This is a genomic window from Stenotrophomonas sp. 3(2025), from assembly GCF_052665395.1.
Genome location: NZ_JBQOIF010000001.1, coordinates 172,247 through 192,611, shown reverse-complemented (window position 1 = coordinate 192,611; position 20,365 = coordinate 172,247). Strand labels below are relative to the sequence as shown.

Annotated in this window: 23 protein-coding genes; 17 read left to right on the top strand and 6 right to left on the bottom strand. The window is 67.0% G+C overall.

Translation table 11 applies throughout. From position 1 onward, the window contains the following. Nucleotides 1-52 precede the first annotated feature (52 nt). The gene (locus ACUXVE_RS00910) at nt 53-919 is read right to left on the bottom strand and encodes a pirin family protein (RefSeq protein ID WP_134832649.1); all 867 of its coding nucleotides are present in this window, start codon (nt 917-919) and stop codon (nt 53-55) included. Between the two features lie 150 nt (nt 920-1,069). On the opposite strand from ACUXVE_RS00910, the gene ACUXVE_RS00905 reads away from it, so the two are divergent. The 5 genes from ACUXVE_RS00905 to ACUXVE_RS00885 all read left to right on the top strand — a co-directional run bounded on the left by ACUXVE_RS00905 (nt 1,070) and on the right by ACUXVE_RS00885 (nt 4,434). After that, a complete protein-coding gene (locus tag ACUXVE_RS00905; protein ID WP_222389345.1) occupies nt 1,070-1,996 on the top strand; it encodes a LysR family transcriptional regulator in 927 nt (308 codons plus the stop codon). A gap of 102 nt (nt 1,997-2,098) precedes the next feature. After that, complete coding sequence (locus ACUXVE_RS00900; protein WP_445513621.1) at nt 2,099-2,440, top strand: type II toxin-antitoxin system prevent-host-death family antitoxin; 342 nt, start codon at nt 2,099-2,101, stop codon at nt 2,438-2,440. 3 nt (nt 2,441-2,443) lie between these two features. Continuing rightward, complete coding sequence (locus ACUXVE_RS00895) at nt 2,444-3,097, top strand: hypothetical protein (RefSeq protein ID WP_025874397.1); 654 nt, start codon at nt 2,444-2,446, stop codon at nt 3,095-3,097. 35 nt (nt 3,098-3,132) lie between these two features. Then, entirely contained in the window at nt 3,133-3,753 is a 621-nt protein-coding gene (locus ACUXVE_RS00890) for a hypothetical protein (RefSeq protein ID WP_025874398.1), read from the top strand. A 72-nt stretch (nt 3,754-3,825) separates the two neighbouring features. Beyond that, nucleotides 3,826-4,434 (top strand): hypothetical protein, encoded by a 609-nt coding sequence (locus ACUXVE_RS00885; protein WP_445513620.1) that lies wholly within the window; start codon nt 3,826-3,828, stop codon nt 4,432-4,434. Nucleotides 4,435-4,483: 49 nt separating this feature from the next. Here ACUXVE_RS00885 and proP read toward each other — a convergent pair whose 3' ends face one another. Next, complete coding sequence (gene proP, locus ACUXVE_RS00880) at nt 4,484-5,971, bottom strand: glycine betaine/L-proline transporter ProP (protein WP_445513619.1); 1,488 nt, start codon at nt 5,969-5,971, stop codon at nt 4,484-4,486. Between the two features lie 587 nt (nt 5,972-6,558). Here proP and ACUXVE_RS00875 point away from each other — a divergent pair. Then, nucleotides 6,559-6,975 carry a baeRF12 domain-containing protein gene (locus ACUXVE_RS00875; RefSeq protein WP_032974590.1) on the top strand — a complete coding sequence of 139 codons (417 nt, stop codon included), beginning with the start codon at nt 6,559-6,561 and terminating at the stop codon, nt 6,973-6,975. A 5-nt stretch (nt 6,976-6,980) separates the two neighbouring features. After that, the gene (locus tag ACUXVE_RS00870; RefSeq protein WP_222389354.1) at nt 6,981-7,304 is read left to right on the top strand and encodes a thioredoxin family protein; all 324 of its coding nucleotides are present in this window, start codon (nt 6,981-6,983) and stop codon (nt 7,302-7,304) included. A gap of 54 nt (nt 7,305-7,358) precedes the next feature. Here the strand turns inward: ACUXVE_RS00870 and ACUXVE_RS00865 are convergent, their stop codons facing one another. After that, nucleotides 7,359-7,607, bottom strand: coding sequence for a hypothetical protein (locus ACUXVE_RS00865; RefSeq protein WP_025874402.1), 249 nt, complete (start codon nt 7,605-7,607; stop codon nt 7,359-7,361). 462 nt (nt 7,608-8,069) lie between these two features. On the opposite strand from ACUXVE_RS00865, the gene ACUXVE_RS00860 reads away from it, so the two are divergent. Beyond that, nucleotides 8,070-10,421 (top strand): GH92 family glycosyl hydrolase, encoded by a 2,352-nt coding sequence (locus tag ACUXVE_RS00860; protein ID WP_445513618.1) that lies wholly within the window; start codon nt 8,070-8,072, stop codon nt 10,419-10,421. Between the two features lie 127 nt (nt 10,422-10,548). Here ACUXVE_RS00860 and ACUXVE_RS00855 read toward each other — a convergent pair whose 3' ends face one another. Then, a complete protein-coding gene (locus ACUXVE_RS00855; RefSeq protein WP_222389357.1) occupies nt 10,549-11,292 on the bottom strand; it encodes an SDR family oxidoreductase in 744 nt (247 codons plus the stop codon). 106 nt (nt 11,293-11,398) lie between these two features. On the opposite strand from ACUXVE_RS00855, the gene ACUXVE_RS00850 reads away from it, so the two are divergent. After that, on the top strand, nt 11,399-12,292 hold the full coding sequence (locus ACUXVE_RS00850) for a LysR family transcriptional regulator (protein WP_222389359.1): 894 nt from the start codon (nt 11,399-11,401) through the stop codon (nt 12,290-12,292). Here the strand turns inward: ACUXVE_RS00850 and ACUXVE_RS00845 are convergent. Then, on the bottom strand, nt 12,252-12,758 hold the full coding sequence (locus tag ACUXVE_RS00845; RefSeq protein ID WP_445513617.1) for a MerC domain-containing protein: 507 nt from the start codon (nt 12,756-12,758) through the stop codon (nt 12,252-12,254). The two genes, ACUXVE_RS00850 and ACUXVE_RS00845, sit on opposite strands and share 41 nt — an antisense overlap. Nucleotides 12,759-12,790: 32 nt before the next feature. Here ACUXVE_RS00845 and ACUXVE_RS00840 point away from each other — a divergent pair, with 32 nt between their 5' ends. The 8 genes from ACUXVE_RS00840 to ACUXVE_RS00805 all read left to right on the top strand — a co-directional run bounded on the left by ACUXVE_RS00840 (nt 12,791) and on the right by ACUXVE_RS00805 (nt 19,424). Continuing rightward, entirely contained in the window at nt 12,791-13,324 is a 534-nt protein-coding gene (locus tag ACUXVE_RS00840) for a ZrgA family zinc uptake protein (RefSeq protein WP_445513616.1), read from the top strand. Continuing rightward, complete coding sequence (locus ACUXVE_RS00835) at nt 13,321-14,016, top strand: ATP-binding cassette domain-containing protein (protein WP_445513615.1); 696 nt, start codon at nt 13,321-13,323, stop codon at nt 14,014-14,016. Before ACUXVE_RS00840 ends, ACUXVE_RS00835 begins: the two co-directional genes overlap by 4 nt. Next, a complete protein-coding gene (locus tag ACUXVE_RS00830) occupies nt 14,009-15,262 on the top strand; it encodes an ABC transporter permease (RefSeq protein WP_445513614.1) in 1,254 nt (417 codons plus the stop codon). The genes ACUXVE_RS00835 and ACUXVE_RS00830 overlap by 8 nt, the downstream gene beginning before the upstream one ends. Nucleotides 15,263-15,270: 8 nt before the next feature. Further along, nucleotides 15,271-15,813 carry a DUF3299 domain-containing protein gene (locus tag ACUXVE_RS00825; RefSeq protein ID WP_222390922.1) on the top strand — a complete coding sequence of 181 codons (543 nt, stop codon included), beginning with the start codon at nt 15,271-15,273 and terminating at the stop codon, nt 15,811-15,813. Then, nucleotides 15,803-16,432 carry a DUF3299 domain-containing protein gene (locus ACUXVE_RS00820; protein WP_445513613.1) on the top strand — a complete coding sequence of 210 codons (630 nt, stop codon included), beginning with the start codon at nt 15,803-15,805 and terminating at the stop codon, nt 16,430-16,432. The genes ACUXVE_RS00825 and ACUXVE_RS00820 overlap by 11 nt, the downstream gene beginning before the upstream one ends. A 46-nt stretch (nt 16,433-16,478) precedes the next feature. After that, entirely contained in the window at nt 16,479-17,201 is a 723-nt protein-coding gene (locus ACUXVE_RS00815) for a hypothetical protein (protein WP_445513679.1), read from the top strand. A gap of 125 nt (nt 17,202-17,326) precedes the next feature. Continuing rightward, complete coding sequence (locus ACUXVE_RS00810) at nt 17,327-18,859, top strand: MFS transporter (protein WP_445513612.1); 1,533 nt, start codon at nt 17,327-17,329, stop codon at nt 18,857-18,859. A 4-nt stretch (nt 18,860-18,863) separates the two neighbouring features. Next, nucleotides 18,864-19,424 carry a TetR/AcrR family transcriptional regulator gene (locus ACUXVE_RS00805; protein ID WP_093818453.1) on the top strand — a complete coding sequence of 187 codons (561 nt, stop codon included), beginning with the start codon at nt 18,864-18,866 and terminating at the stop codon, nt 19,422-19,424. A 28-nt stretch (nt 19,425-19,452) separates the two neighbouring features. Here ACUXVE_RS00805 and fdhD read toward each other — a convergent pair whose 3' ends face one another. Continuing rightward, on the bottom strand, nt 19,453-20,310 hold the full coding sequence (gene fdhD, locus ACUXVE_RS00800; protein WP_445513611.1) for a formate dehydrogenase accessory sulfurtransferase FdhD: 858 nt from the start codon (nt 20,308-20,310) through the stop codon (nt 19,453-19,455). Nucleotides 20,311-20,365: the final 55 nt, after the last annotated feature.

Below are 20,365 nucleotides of genomic sequence, written 5' to 3'. Positions count from 1 at the left end.
GGGGGCGAAGGCCCGGAATGCGGCGGGCGGTTGCCCGCCGCAATGCAGTGGATCAGTGCGCGATCTGGCCGAAGCGGCCGCCGTTGAAATCGTTGACGGCCTGGCTGATCTCGGCCTGGGTGTTCATCACGAACGGGCCATAACCCACCACCGGCTCGTCGATGGGTTCGCCGCTGAGCAGCAGCACGGTGGCGTCGCTGTCGGCGTCGATGAACACGTCTTCGCCGCTGCGGTCGAAGGTCACCAGCTGTGCTTCGCCGACTGCCTGGCCACCGTTGATCCGCACCGTGCCCTTCAACACGACCAGCGCCAGGGTTCGGCCGTCGGCCACCGGCAGCTCGGCGTGCTGGCCCTGCAGCAGGCGGATGTCCCACACGTCCATCGGGGTATGCGTGCGGGCCGGGCCGGCATGGCCATCGAATGTCCCGGCGATGACGCGTACGCGGCCGGCACCGTCGGGCAAGGCCACTGAAGGAATCTGCGCATCGAGCAGGGTCTGGTAGCCCGGTGCGCCCATCTTGTCCTTGGCGGGCAGGTTCACCCACAGCTGCACCATGTCCAGGGTGCCGCCGCGCTTGCTGAATTCCGGCGTGTGGAATTCCTCGTGGAGGATGCCGGAGGCAGCGGTCATCCACTGCACGTCACCCGGGCCGATGGTGCCACCGGCACCCGTCGAGTCGCGATGGGCCACCTCGCCTTCGTACACGATGGTGACCGTCTCGAAGCCGCGATGCGGATGCTGGCCGACCCCGCGCGGGGTCTCGCTGGGCGGGAAACTGTACGGCCCGGCGTAGTCCAGCAGCAGGAACGGGCTCAGGTGTTGGCCGTGGGTGTTGTAGGAGAACATCGAGCGGGCGGGGAAGCCGTCGCCCACCCAGTGCGGGCGGGGGGCGCTGTAGGTACCGGTGACACGCTTCATGGCGATCTCCTGACCGGGGCAACCGGTCGCTGTTGTTCGTTGCGGAGACGATATCGGCGTGACAATGGCCTCGGTAGTCGGCAGAATTTGCCGTCATAGTCCTGTTTTGTGAACGATGCAGGCCCAGCAAGGGCCGCAGGAGATCGTCCCGTGTTCATCGCCGACATCCGCCGCTGCGATCTGAACGACCTGTTCTACTTCGCCATGGTGGTCGAGCATGGCGGCTTCTCGCAGGCCGGGCGCGCACTGGCCATGCCCAAGTCCAAGCTCAGCCGCCGCATCGCCCTGCTGGAGGAACGGCTGGGTGTCCGCCTGATCCAACGTTCGACCCGCCGCTTCTCGGTCACCGAGATCGGCCAGGACTACTACCGGCACTGCAAGGCGATGCTGGTGGAGGCCGAAGCGGCCGAGGAGGCCATCGCGCTGTCGCGTGCCGAGCCACGGGGCACCCTGCGGCTGGCCTGTCCGATCGCACTGCTGCACGCGCGCATTGGCGCCATGCTGGCTGACTTCCTGGCCCTGCATCCGCAGGTGACCCTGCAGCTGGATGCCACCAACCGGCGCGTGGACGTGGTGGGCGAGGGCGTGGATGTGGCCATCCGCGTGCGCCCGCCACCGCTGGAGGACAGCGATCTGGTGGTGCGCGTGCTGGCCCGCCGCATCTGGTGTACCGCTGCCAGCCCGGCCTTGCTCAAGCGCTTGGGTACGCCGAAAGTGCCGGCTGATCTGGCGATGATGCCGACCGTGGACCTGGCATCGCCTGCCCAGGTGCATGCCTGGGAATACGCCGGGCCTGAGCAGGTGCAGGCCAGCGTGCACCACCGCCCGCGGCTGGTCAGCGATGACATGATCGCCCTGCGCAGTGCGGCGGTGGCGGGTGTCGGCGTGCTGATGCTGCCGCGGATGATGATCACCGACGAACTGGCCAGCGGCACGCTGGTGCCGATCCTGCCGCAGTGGCAGCCCAGGCATGGCATCGTGCATGCGGTGTTCCCGTCGCGGCGCGGCCTGCTGCCGGCGGTACGCGCGTTGATCGATTACCTGGCCGAGCGCTTCGAGGCGCTGGAGGAGCCGTAGATCCAGGCCGGCGGAGGGCAGGCGCCCCCAGGGTGGTCCATTAATCCCCAATTTGGCCAAATTGGGTATAGTGGCCGCATATGCTTCCGCTGGAGCCGTGCCATGACCCTCCCGCTCGACCTGCCCGGCCTCGACAAGGCCCCGGCCTCCTCTGTCAAGACCCGTGGCTGGCCCAGCTTGATGCGTACCGTGCGCGAGAAGCAGGCGCTGGTCATCACCAACCACAATCACCCCGAGGCGGTGATCGTGGACATCAAGACCTACCAGGAGCTGTTGGCCAGGGCCAGCGGCAGCGACACCGAAGAGCGCAGCGACGTACTCTCGCGCCTGCGCAGCGAGTTCGACCAGGCGCTGGCTGGGCTGCAGCAGGGTGAGGGGCTGGGCAAGGTGATGGGCAAGCCGATCCGCCGCGGCCACAAGGTCGTGCTCGGCCGTCCGCTCTGAATCATGGGGCGGATCCTGGCGTTGGCCGGCGTCAATGGCGCCGGCAAGAGTTCGCTGCTCGGCACCTGGCTGGAGGCCGACGGCCTGGGCTGGTACAACCCGGACAGCTTCACCCGGCGCCTGGTGGAGGCGGGCTGGCCGTTGGCCGACGCCAACGCTGAAGCGTGGCAGGAGGGTGCACGACGGCTGCGCCAGGCGATCGCCGACGGCAGTGACTTCGCCTTTGAAACCACCCTGGGCGGCAACACCATTCCGCGCCTGTTGCGCGAGGCCTGCAGCCAGCATGACGTGGCGATCTGGTTCTGCGGGTTGGCCACCGTCGAACTGCATGTTGCCCGCGTGGCGGCCCGCGTTGCTGGCGGTGGCCACGACATCCCGCAGGACAAGATCCGCGCACGCTTCGATTCCGCGCGCGAGAACCTGTTGGCATTGATGCCGCACCTGGCCGAACTGCATGTGTATGACAACAGCGCGCCGGCCGATCGCTACGGACGTGTTGCCCCCTTGCCGGTGCTGGCGCTGGATCGCCAGGGCCTGCAGTATCCGGTGTCGGTGGTGGAGCTGCTGCACACCCCGGACTGGGCCAAGCCCATCGTCATGCGCGCGATGGAACTGCATGCCGACAGTACGCCGCTTGCCGGCCCGCCTGTGCGATGATCCGAGCCCGCAGATTCATTGATCGAGGAACACGGATGTACGAGCGGAAGCACTGGCAGGCCACTGGCCTGCGCGCGCTGGTGGCGGCCATGGCATTGACGGTGGCGGCACCGCTGCTGGCCCAGGATGCAACGCCGGCCGATGCCAAGGTCGAGGCGCCGAACGAGCCGATGAGCTACGACAAGGCACGCCGCACCGCCGAGGCATCGCTGCGCCTGCACCCGGGCACCGACAGCCAGTACGACTACCGCCCGCTGTGGGCCGGCAATGCCGACCTCGATGGCGACGGCCGCCCGGAGATCATCTATCTCTACACCGCGACCCAGACCGGCAGCGCGATGCAGCTCAACGAGCTGGTGGTGATGACCCCGCTGGCCGAAGGTGATGCACGGGGCCAGGCCACGTCACCGGGCAAATCCGCCTATGACGACGAAACCTACGCGTTGATCCGCGCCTCGGGCTACGCCGATGACGCCAGCGTGCATATCCCCGGCGAAATGGAAACGATCACCATGGACGGTGACCGCATCCGCGTGACCTTCAACAGCACCCGCAGTTCGAAGCTGTGCGTGCGAGGCAAGGTGGCCTGCCCGCCGGAAGGTCAGCATGCCTGGGTGTATCGCTGGAGCCCGGGCAAGTTGACCCGCGCCGACTAGTCCGCATCAACGGCAGCGCCAGGCCATGCCATGCCAGGTGTATGCACGCAACGAATCGCTAAGGAGAACACCATGCACGGACCTGCATTTTTTCATCCCGCCCTGCTGCCTTCCGCATTGGCGCTTTGCGCGATGGTGGGCGGTGGCCCGGCATCTGCGGCATCTGCGGCATCGCAGACATCGCCGCCGAGCCTGGTACAGGCGTTCCACGCAGCCGAAGCTTCGCTGCGGCGTATCCCAGGCGATGACATCGAGAGTGATTTCCGTCCCGTGTGGACCGCCGTTGCCGATCTGGACGGTGATGGCCGCGCAGAGGTCATCTATCTCTACACATCGACCTATACCGGTGGCTCGTTCGCGCAGAGCAATGTGGTGGCGGTGATGACCGCGTTGAGCAGGAACGACCCGCGTGGCCAGGAGAACCCGAAGAGTCTGTCGCCGGTGGAGGCAGAGGATTTCGCCGCCATCCGCGCTTCAGGCTACGGCGATGACGCGGGTGAGCAGATTCCTGGTGCGGTGCACTCCATCAGGATCGAAGGTGACCGCATCATCGTCGCGTTCAAGGTCGCTGCCGGTGCACGCACGTGCGATGTCGTGGATTACAAGCATGTCTGCCCGCCGGATGGCGACTATGTCTGGACCCTGCGCTGGACCCCGGGCAAGTTGACCCGCGCCGAGTAGTCCTGCGCTGACGGGAGCGCCAGGCAATGCCTGGCGCCACCGCAGCCACTCAGGCCGGGGTCACCTGTTCCGGTTCGGCCACGTCCGGCAGCGGCGGCAGGGCGCGGTCCACCGTGACCGGTGCATCGCTCTTCAACAGCGCGGCCGCCTCCTTGTCGCAGCCCACGGCCGGCGGCGAACCGCGCAGCGGCAGGCCGGCGGTCTCCTTCACGAAGATCATCGTGATCAGGCCGATCACCGCCGCGCCCATCAGGTAGTAGGCCGGTACCAGCGGATCCCCCGTGCGTTCCACCAGCCAGGCGGTCACCAGCGGCGTGGTGCCACCGAACAGCGATACCGAGACGTTGAAGGCGATCGACAGCGCGCTGTAGCGCACTGGCGTATAGAACAGCGCCGGCAGCGTGGATGGCATCGAACTGGTGAAGCACACCAGTGCCAGGCCCAGCAGCATCAGGCCAAGGAAGATCAGCCCGTCGTTGCCGCTGCCCACCAGCAGCAGGCTCGGTACCGCCAGCACCAGCAGCGCGATGCAGGCGCCGATGATCATCGGCCGCCGGCCCAGCTTGTCGCTGAAAAGGCCACCGACGATGTTCAACGGCATCATCACCAGCATCACGATGATGATCAGCAGCAGGCCCTTGCTCTCCGCATATCCCATGGTCACGCTCAGGTAGCTGGGCATGTAGGTCAGCAGCATGTAGTCGGTCACGTTGAACACCAGCACCAGGCCCATGCAGACGATCAGCTGGCGGCCGTGCACGCGGAACAGGTCGACCAGGCCGGGGCGCTCATGGTCGCGCTTCTCGGCCTCTTCGGCGAACGCGCGGAACGCTGGCGTTTCCTCCAGCCGCATGCGCATGTACAGGCCCAGCAGGCCGAGTGGGCCGGCCACCAGGAACGGAATGCGCCAGCCCCAGTCCAGCATCTGCCCGCTGCTCAACAGCATGTGCAGTGCAGTCACCGTACCGGCACCGGCGATATAGCCGCCCAGCGTGCCGAACTCCAGCCAGCTGCCCATCAGGCCGCGGTTGCGGTCGGTGGAGTACTCGGCGATGAAGGTCGCCGCGCCGCCGTACTCGCCGCCGGTGGAAAAGCCCTGCACCACGCGGGCGAGCAGCAACAGCACCGGCGCCCAGATGCCGATGCGTTCATAGGAGGGAATCAGGCCGATGGCGAACGTACCCAATGCCATCATGATCATGGTGAAGGCCAGTACCTTCTGGCGCCCGTAGCGGTCGCCCAGGGGCCCGAAGACCATGCCGCCCAGCGGGCGTACCAGGAAGGCCACCGTGAACGTGGCGAACGCGGCGATCACCTGCGCGGTGGGGTTGCTGGACGGGAAGAACACCTGGCCGATGGTGACGGCAAGATAGCCATAGACACCGAAGTCGAACCATTCCATCGCATTGCCCAGTGCAGCGGCGCCGACGGCGCGCTTGAGCATGGGTTTGTCGACAACGGTGATCTCGTCGACCTTCAGATGGCGGCGGCGTTTGAACCAGCCGAAATGGGCATGGGCATCGGAGTTGTCCTGCATGGGGACTCCCTTGGAAGAATGGAAATGGCGTTGGAATGGGCGGTACGGATGTCCCGGAATTCGGAAACGGCGATGCTGGCGCAGCAGGCGCAGGGGCATCGGATGGAAGACCCGGAAGGGGGCGAAAGGTGTGTGCGATGAAACGCCGCGCACGCAACACGCATTGCCCGCTGCCAGAACGCAGAGCGACATGCGGGACGAACGGATGGGTCCGATTACGTGTCAGTGCACGCGCGGGTGGGGCAGGCGCAGGGAACAGGCGGGGCAGGGCCCGCAGGCGTCATCCGCCGGGATCCAGCGCGAGGCGATGGAAAGGCGAGGGAGAGGCAATGATGGAAAGCGAAGCGCCGGTCGGCAGTGCTTCCCGCAGGCCAGCAACAGGTGCTGACGTGCAGTGGGTCGTGTCGATCATGCGTTCATGATAACGGTTACAGTGTGAGCATGCCGAGAATCGCGTCAGTACGAACGCAGCGTTCCATGATGCCTGTTCATGCACATGACCCACGCACATCGAATGAACATGTTGTGCTCGCCTCGCTCACGCCCCGGCTTCTACGGTGGTCACGAACCAACGCAAGGAGTAACGCATGACCCGTCGCATTCCCGAAGGCACCCTGGTTATCGTCGCTGATGGTGGCTCGGCCCGCGTGTTCACCAACGTCGGCAACGAGCACAAGCTCACCCTGAAACAGGAAGGCGAGCTGCGCCTGCAGGACATCAGCGAACAGGGTGTGTCCGGTCAGGGCCCATCAGGTGCGGTGCCCAAGGACATGTCGATCTCGCAGCTCAACGAGGCGACCTTCGCCAAGCAGGTGGCCGAGCAGCTCAATGAAGACGCGCTCAACAACCGTTATGCGCATCTGGTGCTGATTGCCGATCCCACCACGCTGGGCCGCATCCGTCCGTTGCTGCACAAGGAGACGCAGTCTCGCTTGCTGGCCGACATCGCCAAGGATCTCACCAACGCGCCGCTGGAAGACATCCAGCGCACGCTGCAGGCGTAACCGGCATGCCCTTCATGCGTGACCATGTGGCAGCCGAGCCGGCCCGCGCGGAGGTGGATGCGCAGGCCGGTTGGCTGTTGCTGGAATTCGGTGCACCGTGGTGTGGTCACTGCCAGGCTGCACAATCGGCACTGCAGGCTTTCGTGGAGGCACATGATCTGCCGCACTGGAAGATCGAAGACGGCAAAGGCAAGCCGCTGGGCCGCTCGTTCCAGGTGAAGCTGTGGCCGACCGTGATCCTGTTGCGTGATGGCACGGAAGTGGCGCGCGTGGTGCGGCCGGTGGATGCGGCGGATCTCGCCACACTGCAGAGCGCGCTGCCCGATTGAGTGGCCTCCACGGAGCCGAGTCACGCTCGGCTCATTTTTCTGGCGGTGTCCGCTTCAATGCAGCGTCACCCGCACATGCTGCTCGCGCAGTTCATGCAGCAATCGCCGGCCATGCTGGCTCAACGCCATCATCGCCACAGTGATCTTCTGCAGGCTGTAGCCCGGGCGCAGATGCGCCTGCGGGTCGGCTGGTTCGTTCTCGCCGATCATCATCGCCATGCCCTCGGCGGTGTTCAGGGCGTGCTCGATGCGGAAGAACAGGGATTCCATTTCCGGGGTCAGGATGGGCGGTTCATGCGACATGCGATGGCTCCTTGAGGGGACGTGGCCACCGCAAGGGTGGCGGGCGGTGCGGGGTTGGAACTTCGGCTGAGCTACGAGAAAAGCCGGAGGGCCATGCGGCCGCCGCGCACCGCCCGCCGCAGTCACGGCAAGCAGCTCTCGTAGCTCATTCCGGGGTTCCACACCCGGCAGCGGTGTACGCGCTGCGCGGATATCCTGCACACGCATTGGCGGTCTGTTCCACCAAGCATTGCATCTGAAAGTCTCCAATTACGGGCTGATTTTTCTCGGTAGTGCCCATTCCGACAACCGCTTGCGCGTTCGCATCGAAATGGGCCTGCCAGCCTTGACAGCATCCCTTCAATTCCTGTGTCGAACCATCCAATCGGTTGCAGATGCATGCGTTGAAGGCGGCATCCGCACTGCAGCATGCGACACCGTCACCCCGGTGCTAGGATCTGACCACCACCTGAATCGATCCAAATGCCGATGCCCACGCTGGACCGTCGTCTCCTGATCGCTGTCGCCGCCACTGCAATGTTCGCCTCCGGCCTGGCTGCGGCCGCCCCGGCCAAGACCGCCGCCGACAAGGCCTATGCCTCGGTCGATCCCTTCATTGGCACCGGCGGTGAGGGGCATACGTACCCCGGCGCGACGGTGCCGTTCGGCATGGTCCAGCTCAGCCCGGACACGCGCATCCAGCCGCGCGAGAAGGCCTACGGCTGGGCGGCGGGCTACCGTTACGACGACAGCAGTATCGTCGGTTTCTCGCACACGCACTTTTCCGGCACCGGTCATTCCGACCTGGGCGATATCCTGCTGATGCCGTTCACCGGCAACCCTGGCCTGGAGCGCGGCGACCCCGAAAAGCCACGCAGCGGTTACGCCTCCCGTTTCCGCCACGATGATGAGAAGGCCGAACCGGGCTATTACGCGGTCACCCTGGACGACTACAAGGTGCGTGCCGAGCTGACCACCAGCGCCCGCGTGGGCGTGCATCGCTATGCGTTCCCGAAGGGCAGCGAAGCCAAGGTGCTGCTGGACATGCGTACCAGCATGTACGACTACCCGGGCAAGATCCTGTGGTCGCGGGTACGCGTGCGTGGCGATGGCACCATCACCGGCTTCCGCCAGACGCGTGGCTGGGCCGCCGGCCGCCAACTGTATTTCGCGATGCGCTTCTCGCGGCCGCTGGCCAGCCACGCGCTGCACAACACCGAACAGGACATCGTCTACAAGGGCTTTGCGCCCCCGGGCGAGAAGGACCCGGCGCAGCGCGCGCAGATCGAGGGGCGGCAGCTGGTGGGCACCTTCGACTTCGGCAAGCTGGATGCACCGCTGGTGGTGAAGGTGGCCATTTCGCCGGTCAGCGAGGCGGGCGCCATCGCCAACCTCGATGCCGAAGTGGCCGACTTCGATTTCGACCGTGTGCGCGCGCAGGCGAAGCAGGAGTGGACGCAGGCGTTGTCGGTGCTGGATATCGATGCACCCGAACACGCGCGTCGCAGCGCGTACACCGCGCTGTACCACACGCTGCTGGGGCCGACGCTGTTCATGGATGCCGACGGCCAATACCGCGGCGCGGACAACGCCGTGCACCAGGCCAAGGGCTACACGAACTATTCGACGTTCTCGCTGTGGGATACCTACCGGGCGCTGCACCCGCTGCTGACCCTGGTGCAGCCGGAGAAGCGCAACAGCGATTTCGTCAATTCCATGCTGGCCCATCACGAGCACAGTCCCTACGGCATGCTGCCGGTGTGGTCGTTCCATGGCCTGGAAGACTGGTGCATGATCGGCTACCACGCGGTGCCGGTGATCGCCGATGCCTACGTGAAGGGCATTCGCGGCTTCGATGCGGACAAGGCCCTGAAGGCGATGGTGCAGACTGCCAACTACGGCCCTTACGATGGCATCGCCCAGTACCGTGAGCTGGGCTACGTGCCGATCGACGAGGAAGGCGAAGCAGCCAGCAAGACGCTGGAATACGCGTTCGATGACTGGACCATCGCGCGCATGGCGCAGGCGATGGGCAAGACCGATGTCGCCGCGACCTTCGACAAGCGTGCGGGCAACTGGCGCAATGCCTTCGACAAGGACACCGGCTTCATGCGTGCGCGCAAGCGCGATGGCGGCTTCCGTACGCCGTTCGACCCCAGCGCCAGTGGCTACGGCACCGACTACACCGAAGGCAACGCCTGGCAGTACTCATGGTACGTGCCGCAGGACGTGGCCGGCCTTGCCGCAGCGCATGGTGGCAGTGACAGACTGCTGGCGCGCCTGGATGAAGTGTTCAACGCGAAGGTCGATCCGGCCATCTTCGAGCACATGGAAGACATTACCGGCCTGATCGGCTGGTATGCGCATGGCAATGAGCCCAGCCACCACGTGGCCTACCTGTACTCGCATGCCGGCCAGCCGTGGCGCACGCAGGCACGCTTGAAGCAGATCATGGACACGCAGTATGCCGATCGGCCCGATGGCCTGGCCGGCAACGATGACGTGGGCCAGATGTCGGCGTGGTACGTGTTCACCGCGCTGGGTTTCTACCCGGTAGCGCCGGGCTCGGGCGAGTACATCCTCGGCCGCCCGTTCCTGCCGAAGACCGCAATGCGGCTGCCCAACGGCAAGACCTTCACCATCGTGGCCGAAGGGCTGGACGACAAGCACACCTATGTCGGCAGCGTGACCCTCAACGGCAAGCCGTTGCAGCGCACGTTCCTGCGCCATGATGAGATCCTGGCCGGCGGCGAGCTGCACTTCACCATGCAGGCCGAACCGAACAAGGACTGGCCGGGGCAGGGAGCGCAGGCACCGTATTCGATGACTCGGTAACACCCACGGTAGCGCCGGGCCATGCCCGGCGGTTGAGGGGCGGCGCCAACCAAGGTTGGCGTCTACCGGAACCGCGCACACCGCATTGAGGCGCCCTTGGTAGATGCCAACCTTGGTTGGCACGCCGCTACACCATCCCACCATTGGCCCGCAGCACCTGGCCATTGATCCAGCCGCCATCGGCACCGGCCAGGAACGCCACCGCGCCGGCGATGTCTTCCGGCGTACCCAGCCGCTCCAACGGATTCATCTTCGCCAGCCGATCGATCAGTTCCGGCGACTTCCCGTCCAGGAACAGATCGGTGGCGGTCGGCCCGGGCGCCACCGCGTTCACGGTGATGCCGCGCCCACGCAGTTCCTTGCTGAGAATCGCGCCCATGGTCTCCACCGCGGCCTTGCTGGCGGCATACACGCCGTAGTTTTCCAGCTTGATGCCAACCACGCTGGTGGACAGGGTGACGATGCGACCACCGTCGCGCACGCGCCGCGCGGCCTCGCGCAGCACATTGAATGCACCCTTGAGGTTGATGCCGATCACACGGTCGAACAGGGCATCATCGCTGTCGGCCAGTGCGGCCAACTGCAGCACGCCGGCACTGTTGACCACCACATCGATGCCACCGAAGCGTGCCTCGATGGCGTCCAACAGCGCGTGCACGGCCTGCGGGTCGGCGACATCGGCCTGCAGGGCGATGGCGTGCCCTCCGCTGGCGGTCAATTCGGCAGCCAGTGTTTCGGCCTCATCACGGCGCCCGGCATAGTTGATCACCACGGCATGGCCGTCGGCGGCCAGACGGCGCGAGATGGCCGCGCCGATGCCACGGGAGCCCCCGGTGACGAGGGCGACAGCGCGGGAAGCAGAGGAGGTCATGGCAGATTCCAGAAGGGCGCGCCGGCATGGCGCACGGCCATCTTCGTCTCTCCGCCGTCGCGGATAATCATGGATAATCCGGAAACATCATCCGGCCATCCGAACAATGGACAGATTCACCGCCCTGCGTGCGTTCGTGCGGATCGTCGAGCGCCGCAGCTTCAGCCGTGCCGCCGAAGACCTGGGGCTGCCGCGGGCCACGGTGACCGACGCGATCAAAGCACTCGAGCAGCGTCTGGGCGTGCGCCTGCTGCACCGGACCACGCGCGTGGTGGTGCCGACGCTGGAAGGCGAGGCCTTCTATGGCCGCTGTCTGCGCCTGATCGCGGACATGGACGATGCCGAAGCCGCGTTCCGTGACGTGCCGCCACGCGGGCCGCTGCGCATCGAGGTGCACGGTACGCTGGGGCGCCACCTGTTGTTTCCGCATCTGCCGGATTTCCTGCAGCGGTACCCGGACATTGAACTGGAGGTCAGCGAGGGCGACCGCTATGTCGACCTGCTGCGCGAGGGGGTGGACGGGGCCATCCGCGTGGGCACCCTGGCCGACAGCGATCTGGCCGCGCGGCGCCTGGCGTTGCTGCGCGAGGTCACGGTGGCGTCGCCCGCCTACGTGCAGTCACACGGGCGGCCGGAAAGCATCGCGTCGCTGGCGGCGGGACACCAGATGGTCGGCTATCGTTCCAGCGCCACCGGCCAGCTCATTCCGCTGGAGTTCCAGCAGGGCGGGCAGGTTCGCCACGTGCCGCTGCCGGCACGCGTGCGGGTGTCCGGTGCCGACGCCTTCCTCGGTGCCGCGCTGGCCGGGTTGGGCATCATCCAGGCACCGCGCTACCGGATGGACCCTTACATCGCGCGCGGGCAGTTGCTGGAGCTGTTGCCCGACATGCCACCCACACCGAGCCCGGTCAGCCTGGTCTATCCGCGCAACCGCACGCCATCACCGCGGCTGCGGGTGTTCATCGACTGGGTGGCGGCTGTGTTCGAGCAGAGCGGCTAGTCCCCAGCGCCCGCCGGTTGCGCAGATGAGCGGTGGCCAGCATCACCCCACCACAGGCGGTGGCAGCGCCGTGCCAGAGCAGCGATTCCTTCAACGGCAGGTACAGCGAGGCGGACAGCAACAGGATCGCGCCTGCCAGGGCCACGCACAGCGGCAGGGCGCGTCGATGGCGGCGCTGGCCGGCGGCGGTGCTGAGCAGGGCGATCGACGAGGCCAGCAGCGCGAACAGCCATTCCCAGCGCGACATCACCAGCAGTGCGGTCATCGCGCCATGGCCAGGGTGCTGGAACGAGCGCAGCGCCATCATCGCCGCCGGCGTGAAGGCCAGCAGCAGGGGCAGGGCCACGCAATGCGCGGCACAGACCAGCGACAGCCACGCGCCTGCCAGATCGAAACGGGGATGCCAGCGTGCCGAAGCTGGCGGTTGGGTGCGCGCCCTTGCGGGCGAGATCGGGATGTGGTCCATAATGTTACATAGTAACAATACGGAGCCGCCCGATGAAACGTTCTGCCGCCCTTCTGCTGCTGCTTGCTGCCCATTCTGCGAACGCCCACGACGTGCGCCATCACGGTGCTCATGTCCATGGCCAGGCCGATGTCGATCTGGCCGTGGACCAGGGAACGCTGGAACTGGCACTGCGTGCGCCCGGCATCGGCATCCTCGATTTCGAGCGACCCCCGGCCGACAGCCGCGAACAGGCCGCATTGGCGCGGGCGCGATCGATCCTGCAGCGCGGCAGCTGGGTCACGTTGCCGACCGCTGCGCAGTGCCGGTTGGACCATGCCGAGACGACGGCGGAGGGCTTTGCGCCAGTGGCTGTGGCAGCACAGCCAGGCCAGCACACGCACGCTGGATTCACCGCCGCACTGCGCTACCACTGCGCCAACCCGGCAGCACTGCGCGGGCTGGCATTGCCGATGCCTACGCTGTTTCCGGGGCTGCACGAGGTGATCGTCAACACCGCAACGTCGACCGGGCAAGGCCGCAGCGTGGTTACTGCTGACAGCCTGCGGGTGCCGCTGGCGCCATGAACGACGATGCCATCATCGACCTGCAGGGCGTGCAGTTCGGCTACGCAGGCCGTGCAGTGCTGGACATCGCACAGCTGCAGGTGCGCGCAGGCAACAGCGTGCTGCTGCGCGGGACCAGCGGCTCGGGCAAGAGCACGCTGCTGGGCCTGCTGGCGGGCATTCTGCTTCCGGCCAGCGGCAGCATCCGGGTTGCCGGCCATGGGGTGAACACGCTCGGTGCCGCCGCGCGTGATCGTTTCCGAGCCGACCAGATGGGCGTGATCTTCCAGCAGTTCAACCTGCTGCCGTTCCTGAGCGTGCGCAACAACATCGCCCTGGGCGTGCGCTTTTCGCCATTGCGCAACGCGCGCATCGAAGGTGGGCTGGACGCGGAAATCGCGCGCCTGCTGGGTGCGCTGCAGCTGGATCCGGCACTGATGCCGCGCGCGGCGGGCACGCTCAGCGTCGGCCAGCAGCAGCGCGTTGCCGCTGCCCGTGCCCTGATCGGTCGCCCGGCGGTACTGCTGGCCGACGAACCGACCTCGGCGCTGGATCCCGAAGCGGCCACGGCGTTCGTACAGCTGATGTCCGCGCAGTGCCGTGCCGCTGGCACCACCGCGCTGGTGGTCAGCCACGATGACCGCCTGCAGCCGTTGTTCGACCAGGTGGTGTCGCTGGGTGATCTGAACCGGGCAGGGGGTGCACATGTTTGAGTTGGCCTGGGCCAGCCTGCGCAGCCGCGCCTTGAGCGTGAGCCTGGCCGTGCTGGTCATCACCCTGAGCGTGGTCCTGCTGCTGGGCGTGGAGCGCATCCGTACGCAGGCCCACGAGGGCTTTGCCAGCACCGTCTCGGGCACGGACCTGATCGTCGGTGCGCGCTCGGGGCCGGTGAACCTGCTGCTGTACTCGGTGTTCCATATCGGCGACCCGACCAACAACGTGTCCTGGCAGTCCTACCAGGAACTGTCCGCGCTGCCGCAGGTGAAATGGGCAGTGCCGCTGTCATTGGGTGACTCCTGGCGTGGCTATCGGGTGATCGGCACCACCGCCGGCTACTTCGAACATTACCGGCATGGCGCAGAGCATCCGCTGGCGTTCGCACAGGGCCAGCCGTTCGACGACCTGTATGACGCGGTGGTTGGTGCTGAAGTGGCACAGGCGGCGCACATCGGCGTGGGCGCTGACATCGTTCTGGCCCATGGCACCGGTGCGGTAACGCTGGCCACGCATGCCGACAAGCCGTTCCGCGTGGTCGGCATCCTGCAGCGTACCGGCACGCCGGTGGATTCGTCCGTGCTGGTGTCATTGCCGGCGATCGAAGCGATCCATGTCGATTGGCGCTCCGGCGTGCAGTTGCGCAGCCAGCATGTCAGCGCCGAACAGGCACGGCAGCTTGACCTGACCCCGACCAGCATCACCGCCTTCATGCTCGGGCTGAACTCGCGCATCGCCACCTTCGGCGTGCAGCGCAGCATCAACGAGTATCCAGACGAAGCGCTGCAGGCGATCCTGCCCGGCGTGACGTTGCAGCAGCTGTGGCAGTCGCTGGGCACTGCCGAGCGCGCGCTGCAGCTGATCAGTGCGATGGTGGTGCTGCTGGGCATGGTGTCACTGATGGCGCTGCTGGTATCGACGCTGCAGGAACGCCGCCGTGAGATGGCGGTGCTGCGCGCCACCGGTGCGCGTCCGGCCTATGTGGCCTGCCTGCTGGTCGTTGAGGCCGTGGCCACTGCAGCAATGGCCTGCGCGTTGGCGCTGGCGGTGCTGACCTGTGCCAGCGCGGCCGGGCGCAGCTGGGCGCTGGCCAATTTCGGTCTGTCGATCACCCACGTCTGGCCGGACGCGCGCGAACTGGCCTGGGTGGGCGGCGTGCTGCTGATCAGCGCGGCTGCCGGCCTGCTGCCTGCGCTGCTGGCCTACCGGCGCACCTTGGCCGATGGCCTGGCGCCTGCGTCGTGAGCGCGGTCGTGCGCTGGTTGCTGCTGGCTGCCGCAATGCTGCTGGCCGCCTGCACGCGGCCGACCGATACCGGTGTGCAGGCACTGCTGCCGGCGCCGGTGCAGGGCAATGCTGGCACGCAAAGCGAGCAGGAACTGGACTGGTTGCAGATGCTGCCCAGCGATGAACTGGCAGCACTCGAGCGCGGTGAGGGGCCTGAGGTGCAGCACAACGGCAACCGGCGCATGGCCCAGTTCGGTACGTTCCGTACGGTGGACGCGGTACTGGATCGCGCAGTGCGGTTGCCGGGCTACGTGGTGCCTTTGGCCAACGCGGCAGATGGCCGGCTGGTCGAATTCCTGTTCGTGCCGTACTACGGCGCGTGCATCCACGTGCCACCGCCGCCACCGAACCAGATCGTGCATGTGGTGCTGCGGCGGCCGATCGCCATGCCCGACATGTACTCGCCGTTCTTCCTGGCCGGTGTGCTGCGCGCCGAGCGGGTGGACGATGATCTTGCCGGCTCGGCCTACAGCATGGCCGACGCCGAACTGAGGCCTTATGAACCGTAACGCGAAGCTGCTTGCCGGTGCGCTTGCCGCTGTACTGCTGGCCAGTTGTGGCCGGCCCGCCGTGGACGCCCCACCGCCACAGGCCAACAATGCTGCTGCGTCGCCGGCGGCAGCGTCTGCAGTGATCGACCGCTGGGACGCGCTGATGCCCGAAGAGGACAGCTTCCAGCGTCCACCGCCGCAGATCGGGCTGTCGCGTGGCAATGGCATGGACGGGGTGGGGGGCTTGATCGACGATACGGGTTCGGGCTCGCTGCCTGGGCAGGCCATCGATCACTCCAGCCCGCTACGTGCGCAGCAGTTCGGCTCGTCGGCGGTGGTCGATGGCGTGGATGGACGGGCGCTGGACCTGGATGGCTATGTGGTGCCGCTGGCGATGAACGACGCCGGGCAGGTGGACGAACTGCTGTTCGTGCCGTTCTATGGCGCGTGCATCCACGTACCGCCGCCACCACCGAACCAGATCATCCATGTCACCCTGGCCAGCCCCATCACGTTGGGCGCGCTGTGGGATCCCTACCGGCTGTCCGGGCGACTGCAGGTGAAGCACTTCGAGGCGGATATCGCCAGCGCGTCCTATGACGCTGCCGCAGCGACGCTTTCCGCGATCAACCGATGACGAGCACCCGATGACGAGGCTCCGCGCACGCACCGTCGCGCTGCTGATGGCGGTGTTGCTGCTGGCAGGCACCGCGGTGGCGCTGCTGTGGAACGCAACGCACGCGCCCTCGCCACCGGCCGTTGCATTTCCCGCACCAGTGGCGGAAGCGCAGGCACGCATCGAACATCACCTGGCGGCCGACACGGCCTTTCGTGATGACCTGCTGTTCCTGCTGGTGGCGACGCTGCGCGACCGCTGCGAACCCGCGCAGGCGGGAGCGCTGGCGCGCATGGCCAACCGTGCGTCGCTGCCGGTGCTGGCGGCGGTCAGCGCCGTGACCGCGCAGGATGCGAGCCTGGACCGACCGATCTACCAGTACATCCAACACCGCGCCGACGCCACCGGCTGCGGTCAGCCACTGCGCGTGCCGGCAGGCGAAGGCGGCACTGTCGAGGTGGACATCGAACAGTACGCGCGCACCTTCCCGGACAGCTACTTCGATCCGCAGCGCAGCAGCGTGCCGCGTGACTTCGGTGGGCGTTCGCTGGCAGAACGCGCCGGCAACGCCTGCAACAGCGTGGTCTATTCGGTGCTGCCGCTGGGAGGGGTCGATTGGCGCTGCAGCACGCTGCGCAGCAACGCCCGCGCGCGGGTGCGTGCGCTGTGCGAAGACCAGATGCAAAGGCAGCACGGCCATCTGCGGGGAGAGCTGGATGCCGCAGTGGGACGCGCCATGCAGGCCCCGATCGTGCAGGCGGTCGCTGCCTTGCCTGCGGAGTGCAGGTAGGCCCCGGGTCATGAGACAGGAAGCATTGCACCTCGCGGCAGCTGAATGGATCTCACTGGGAGCTCCATAACTATACAGGATGTCCGGTATAGTTATGGCCATACTCCTTCCCCATCCAGGTTCCCATGGCTCTCTCCCAGCCCTTGGACGGTGCTCCGTCCCTGTCGCGCGCCCGACGCTGGTCGCTGCTGTTAACCGTTGCCGCCGGCCTGCTGCTGGTCACGCTGGACAACTCGGTGCTGTATACCGCGCTGCCGACCCTGACCGAGGAGCTGTCGGCCAGTGCCGGGCAGGCGCTGTGGATCATCAACGCCTACCCGCTGGTGATGGCCGGCCTGCTGCTGGGGGCGGGCACCCTGGGCGACCGCATCGGCCACCGCCGGATGTTCCTGGTCGGGCTGGTGGTGTTCGGCATCGCCTCGTTGGCAGCGGCGTTCTCTGCAACCGCAGGGCAGCTGATCGCCGCGCGTGCCTTCCTCGCCGTGGGTGCGGCGGCGATGATGCCGGCCACGCTGGCCTTGATCGGGCTCAGCTTCCATGAAGAACGCGAGCGCAACATCGCCATCGCGATCTGGGGTTCGGTGGCCATCGTCGGTGCGGCGCTGGGGCCGATCATCGGTGGCTTGCTGCTGCAGCACTTCTGGTGGGGCTCGGTGTTCCTCATCAATGTGCCGGTGGTGGTGGTCGCCTTCATCGCGACCCTGCTGCTGGCGCCGGAAGGGCAGCGCGACAGCACCCGCCCATGGGACCTGCTGTCCTCGCTGCTGGCACTGGCAGCGCTGTCGGGCCTGGTACTGGCGATCAAATCGCTGATCGCCACGCCGCCCTCGTACAGCGTGGGAGCGGTCTCGCTGCTGCTGGCGGTCATCTCCGGCATCGCCTTCAGCCGCCGCCAGCAGCAGTTGCCGTATCCGCTGCTGGATTTCGCCATCTTCCGCAATCCGGCCTTCCTTGCCGGCACCCTGTCGGCGGTGTTCACCCTGTTTGCGATGGCCGGGCTGCAGCTGCTCACCACCCAGCGTTTCCAGCTGGTGGCCGGCCTCAGCCCGTTGCAGGCGGGCCTGCTGGTATCGGTGGCGGCGCTGGGCAGCCTGCCCAGCGCGTTGCTGGGCGGCAGCGTGCTGCATCGCGTCGGCCTGCGGCCGCTGATCTGCGGCGGCCTTGCGGCCGGTGCGGCAGGTGTGGGCGTGGTGGCGCTGGGCTTCCCGCATGGGCTGGGCTGGGTGGTGGCCGGCATGGCGATCACCGGCTTCGGCATGGGTGCTGCCATCTCGGTGGCGTCCACCGCCATCCTCAACAACGTGCCGCCGCATCGTGCGGGCATGGCCTCGTCGGTGGAGGAAGTGTCCTACGAGTTCGGCGGCCTGCTGGCCGTCGCGCTGCTGGGCAGTCTGAGCGCTGCGATGTACGGCGCGTTCCTGCCGGAGTCTGCGGGTATTCCCGCCGCCGCACGCGAGGGCTTCACCCAGGCATTGCACGTGACGCGTGAGGCGGGGCAGGGCGAGTGGTTCGCGCTGGCCACCGCGGCCTACGATCGCGGTTACCAGATCGTGCTGCTGGTGATCAGTGCGGTGCTGGCGGCCGGCGCGGTGATCATCGCGCGCCTGCTGCGTGGACGCGCCGGTGGCCGCGACGGCGCCGCCGATCGCGTAAAATAACGGCATGAGAACCAGCAAGCGCGAGCGCATCCTCGACGCCGCCGTCAGCGTGATCAACCGCGACGGCGTGCGTGCGGTCACCTTTGAATCGGTGGCGGCCGAGGCGCAGTTGACCCGTGGCGGCCTGCTGTACCACTTTCCTTCGCGCGAAGCGTTGCTGCGCGGCATCGACGAGCACCTGGTGCAGAGCTGGGAAGCATCGATGGAGGCGCTGCTGGGCAAGTCGGCCGGCGAGGCCACTGCGTTGGAGCGCTACCAGACCTTCGTGCGCGTTTCGGCGCAGAGTGCCACCCGTGCCGAGCTGATGTTCATGCTGGACTCGGTGGACCCCGAATTCCCCGGCGAGCGGCCGTGGGCACCGGTGGTGCGGCGCTGGGCGCCTTCGCCACCGGCCGCCGGCAGCGAAGATCCGGCGGCGCTGGATAATTTCGTTGCGCGGTTGGCCGCCGATGGCCTGTGGATCTACGAGGCCATGTACGAAGGCCAGCTGGACGAGAACGTGCGCGCACAGGTGACCGAACGGATCGGTGGGCTGCTTGCTCCCGAGCGGTCCCGCAAGGCGTAGCTGCCAGTCCATCCGCTGTAGGCACCCGTCAGGCAGGCGGATGCCCGTGCAGGCCATCCCCCTGCAGCCGCTCCGGGTGGGTATACACGTTGAAGCCCTCTTCGCGGGCGAAGCCCACCAGGCACAGGCCGGCACTGCGGGCCAGGTCGATGGCCAGCGCAGTGGGGGCCGAGACGGCGGCCAGTACGCTGGCACCGGCGCGCGCTGCCTTGCTGACCATTTCGTAGCTGGCACGGCTGGACACCACCAGCAGGCCGCCATCGATGCTGTGTTCGTTGTGATGCAGTGCACCGATCAGCTTGTCCAGCGCATTGTGGCGGCCGACGTCTTCGCGCACCCAGCCGATGCGGCCACTGGCATCGGCCCAGGCCGCTGCGTGGGTCGAACCACTGGCTGCATTCATCGGCTGGCGTAGGGCCAGCCCAGCCAATGCCCGCTGCAGTGCAGCCGTCTGATACGTGCGGCGGTCCTTTACCGGAGGCAGTGGACGCAGCACGTCCTCCAGCTGGCGTGCACCGCACAACCCACAGCCTCCGCGACCCGGCAGCAGGCGCCCGTTGTCCGGATCCAGTGCGGCACCGGGGGCATCGGCAGACACGCTCATGTTCAGTTCGATGCCCTCCAGTTGTGGCTGCACCTGGAGGGACAGCAACTGGTCAGGACGCTCGATCAACCCTTCGCTGAGCGAGAAGCCCAGCGCGAAATCCTCCAGGTCGCACGGCGTGGCCATCATCACCGAGAAGGCCCCGCCGTTGTAGCGCATCGCCACCGGTACTTCTTGGGCGATCGTATCGAGCCGTTGCTCCTGCCCCGTGCTGCGCCAGCGCTGCAGCGTGCGCAGGGCCGTGCCGGCGGGCGGGGGCGAAGGCATCGTCGATCCGGGCATGTGGCACATCCTGGGCAAAGCAGAAGGGCAGGCTACGCGCGGAGGATAGCGCAGC

Coding starts and splice junctions, on each gene's coding strand:
- ACUXVE_RS00910 (WP_134832649.1), bottom strand. CDS start 919: ATGAAGCGTGTCACCGGTACCTACAGCGCCCCCCGCCCGCACTGGGTG.
- ACUXVE_RS00900 (WP_445513621.1), top strand. CDS start 2,099: ATGACCCTCCCGCTCGACCTGCCCGGCCTCGACAAGGCCCCGGCCTCC.
- ACUXVE_RS00895 (WP_025874397.1), top strand. CDS start 2,444: ATGGGGCGGATCCTGGCGTTGGCCGGCGTCAATGGCGCCGGCAAGAGT.
- ACUXVE_RS00890 (WP_025874398.1), top strand. CDS start 3,133: ATGTACGAGCGGAAGCACTGGCAGGCCACTGGCCTGCGCGCGCTGGTG.
- ACUXVE_RS00885 (WP_445513620.1), top strand. CDS start 3,826: ATGCACGGACCTGCATTTTTTCATCCCGCCCTGCTGCCTTCCGCATTG.
- proP (WP_445513619.1), bottom strand. CDS start 5,971: ATGCAGGACAACTCCGATGCCCATGCCCATTTCGGCTGGTTCAAACGC.
- ACUXVE_RS00875 (WP_032974590.1), top strand. CDS start 6,559: ATGACCCGTCGCATTCCCGAAGGCACCCTGGTTATCGTCGCTGATGGT.
- ACUXVE_RS00870 (WP_222389354.1), top strand. CDS start 6,981: ATGCCCTTCATGCGTGACCATGTGGCAGCCGAGCCGGCCCGCGCGGAG.
- ACUXVE_RS00865 (WP_025874402.1), bottom strand. CDS start 7,607: ATGTCGCATGAACCGCCCATCCTGACCCCGGAAATGGAATCCCTGTTC.
- ACUXVE_RS00860 (WP_445513618.1), top strand. CDS start 8,070: ATGCCGATGCCCACGCTGGACCGTCGTCTCCTGATCGCTGTCGCCGCC.
- ACUXVE_RS00855 (WP_222389357.1), bottom strand. CDS start 11,292: ATGACCTCCTCTGCTTCCCGCGCTGTCGCCCTCGTCACCGGGGGCTCC.
- ACUXVE_RS00850 (WP_222389359.1), top strand. CDS start 11,399: ATGGACAGATTCACCGCCCTGCGTGCGTTCGTGCGGATCGTCGAGCGC.
- ACUXVE_RS00845 (WP_445513617.1), bottom strand. CDS start 12,758: ATGGACCACATCCCGATCTCGCCCGCAAGGGCGCGCACCCAACCGCCA.
- ACUXVE_RS00840 (WP_445513616.1), top strand. CDS start 12,791: ATGAAACGTTCTGCCGCCCTTCTGCTGCTGCTTGCTGCCCATTCTGCG.
- ACUXVE_RS00835 (WP_445513615.1), top strand. CDS start 13,321: ATGAACGACGATGCCATCATCGACCTGCAGGGCGTGCAGTTCGGCTAC.
- ACUXVE_RS00830 (WP_445513614.1), top strand. CDS start 14,009: ATGTTTGAGTTGGCCTGGGCCAGCCTGCGCAGCCGCGCCTTGAGCGTG.
- ACUXVE_RS00820 (WP_445513613.1), top strand. CDS start 15,803: ATGAACCGTAACGCGAAGCTGCTTGCCGGTGCGCTTGCCGCTGTACTG.
- ACUXVE_RS00815 (WP_445513679.1), top strand. CDS start 16,479: ATGGCGGTGTTGCTGCTGGCAGGCACCGCGGTGGCGCTGCTGTGGAAC.
- ACUXVE_RS00810 (WP_445513612.1), top strand. CDS start 17,327: ATGGCTCTCTCCCAGCCCTTGGACGGTGCTCCGTCCCTGTCGCGCGCC.
- ACUXVE_RS00805 (WP_093818453.1), top strand. CDS start 18,864: ATGAGAACCAGCAAGCGCGAGCGCATCCTCGACGCCGCCGTCAGCGTG.
- fdhD (WP_445513611.1), bottom strand. CDS start 20,310: ATGCCCGGATCGACGATGCCTTCGCCCCCGCCCGCCGGCACGGCCCTG.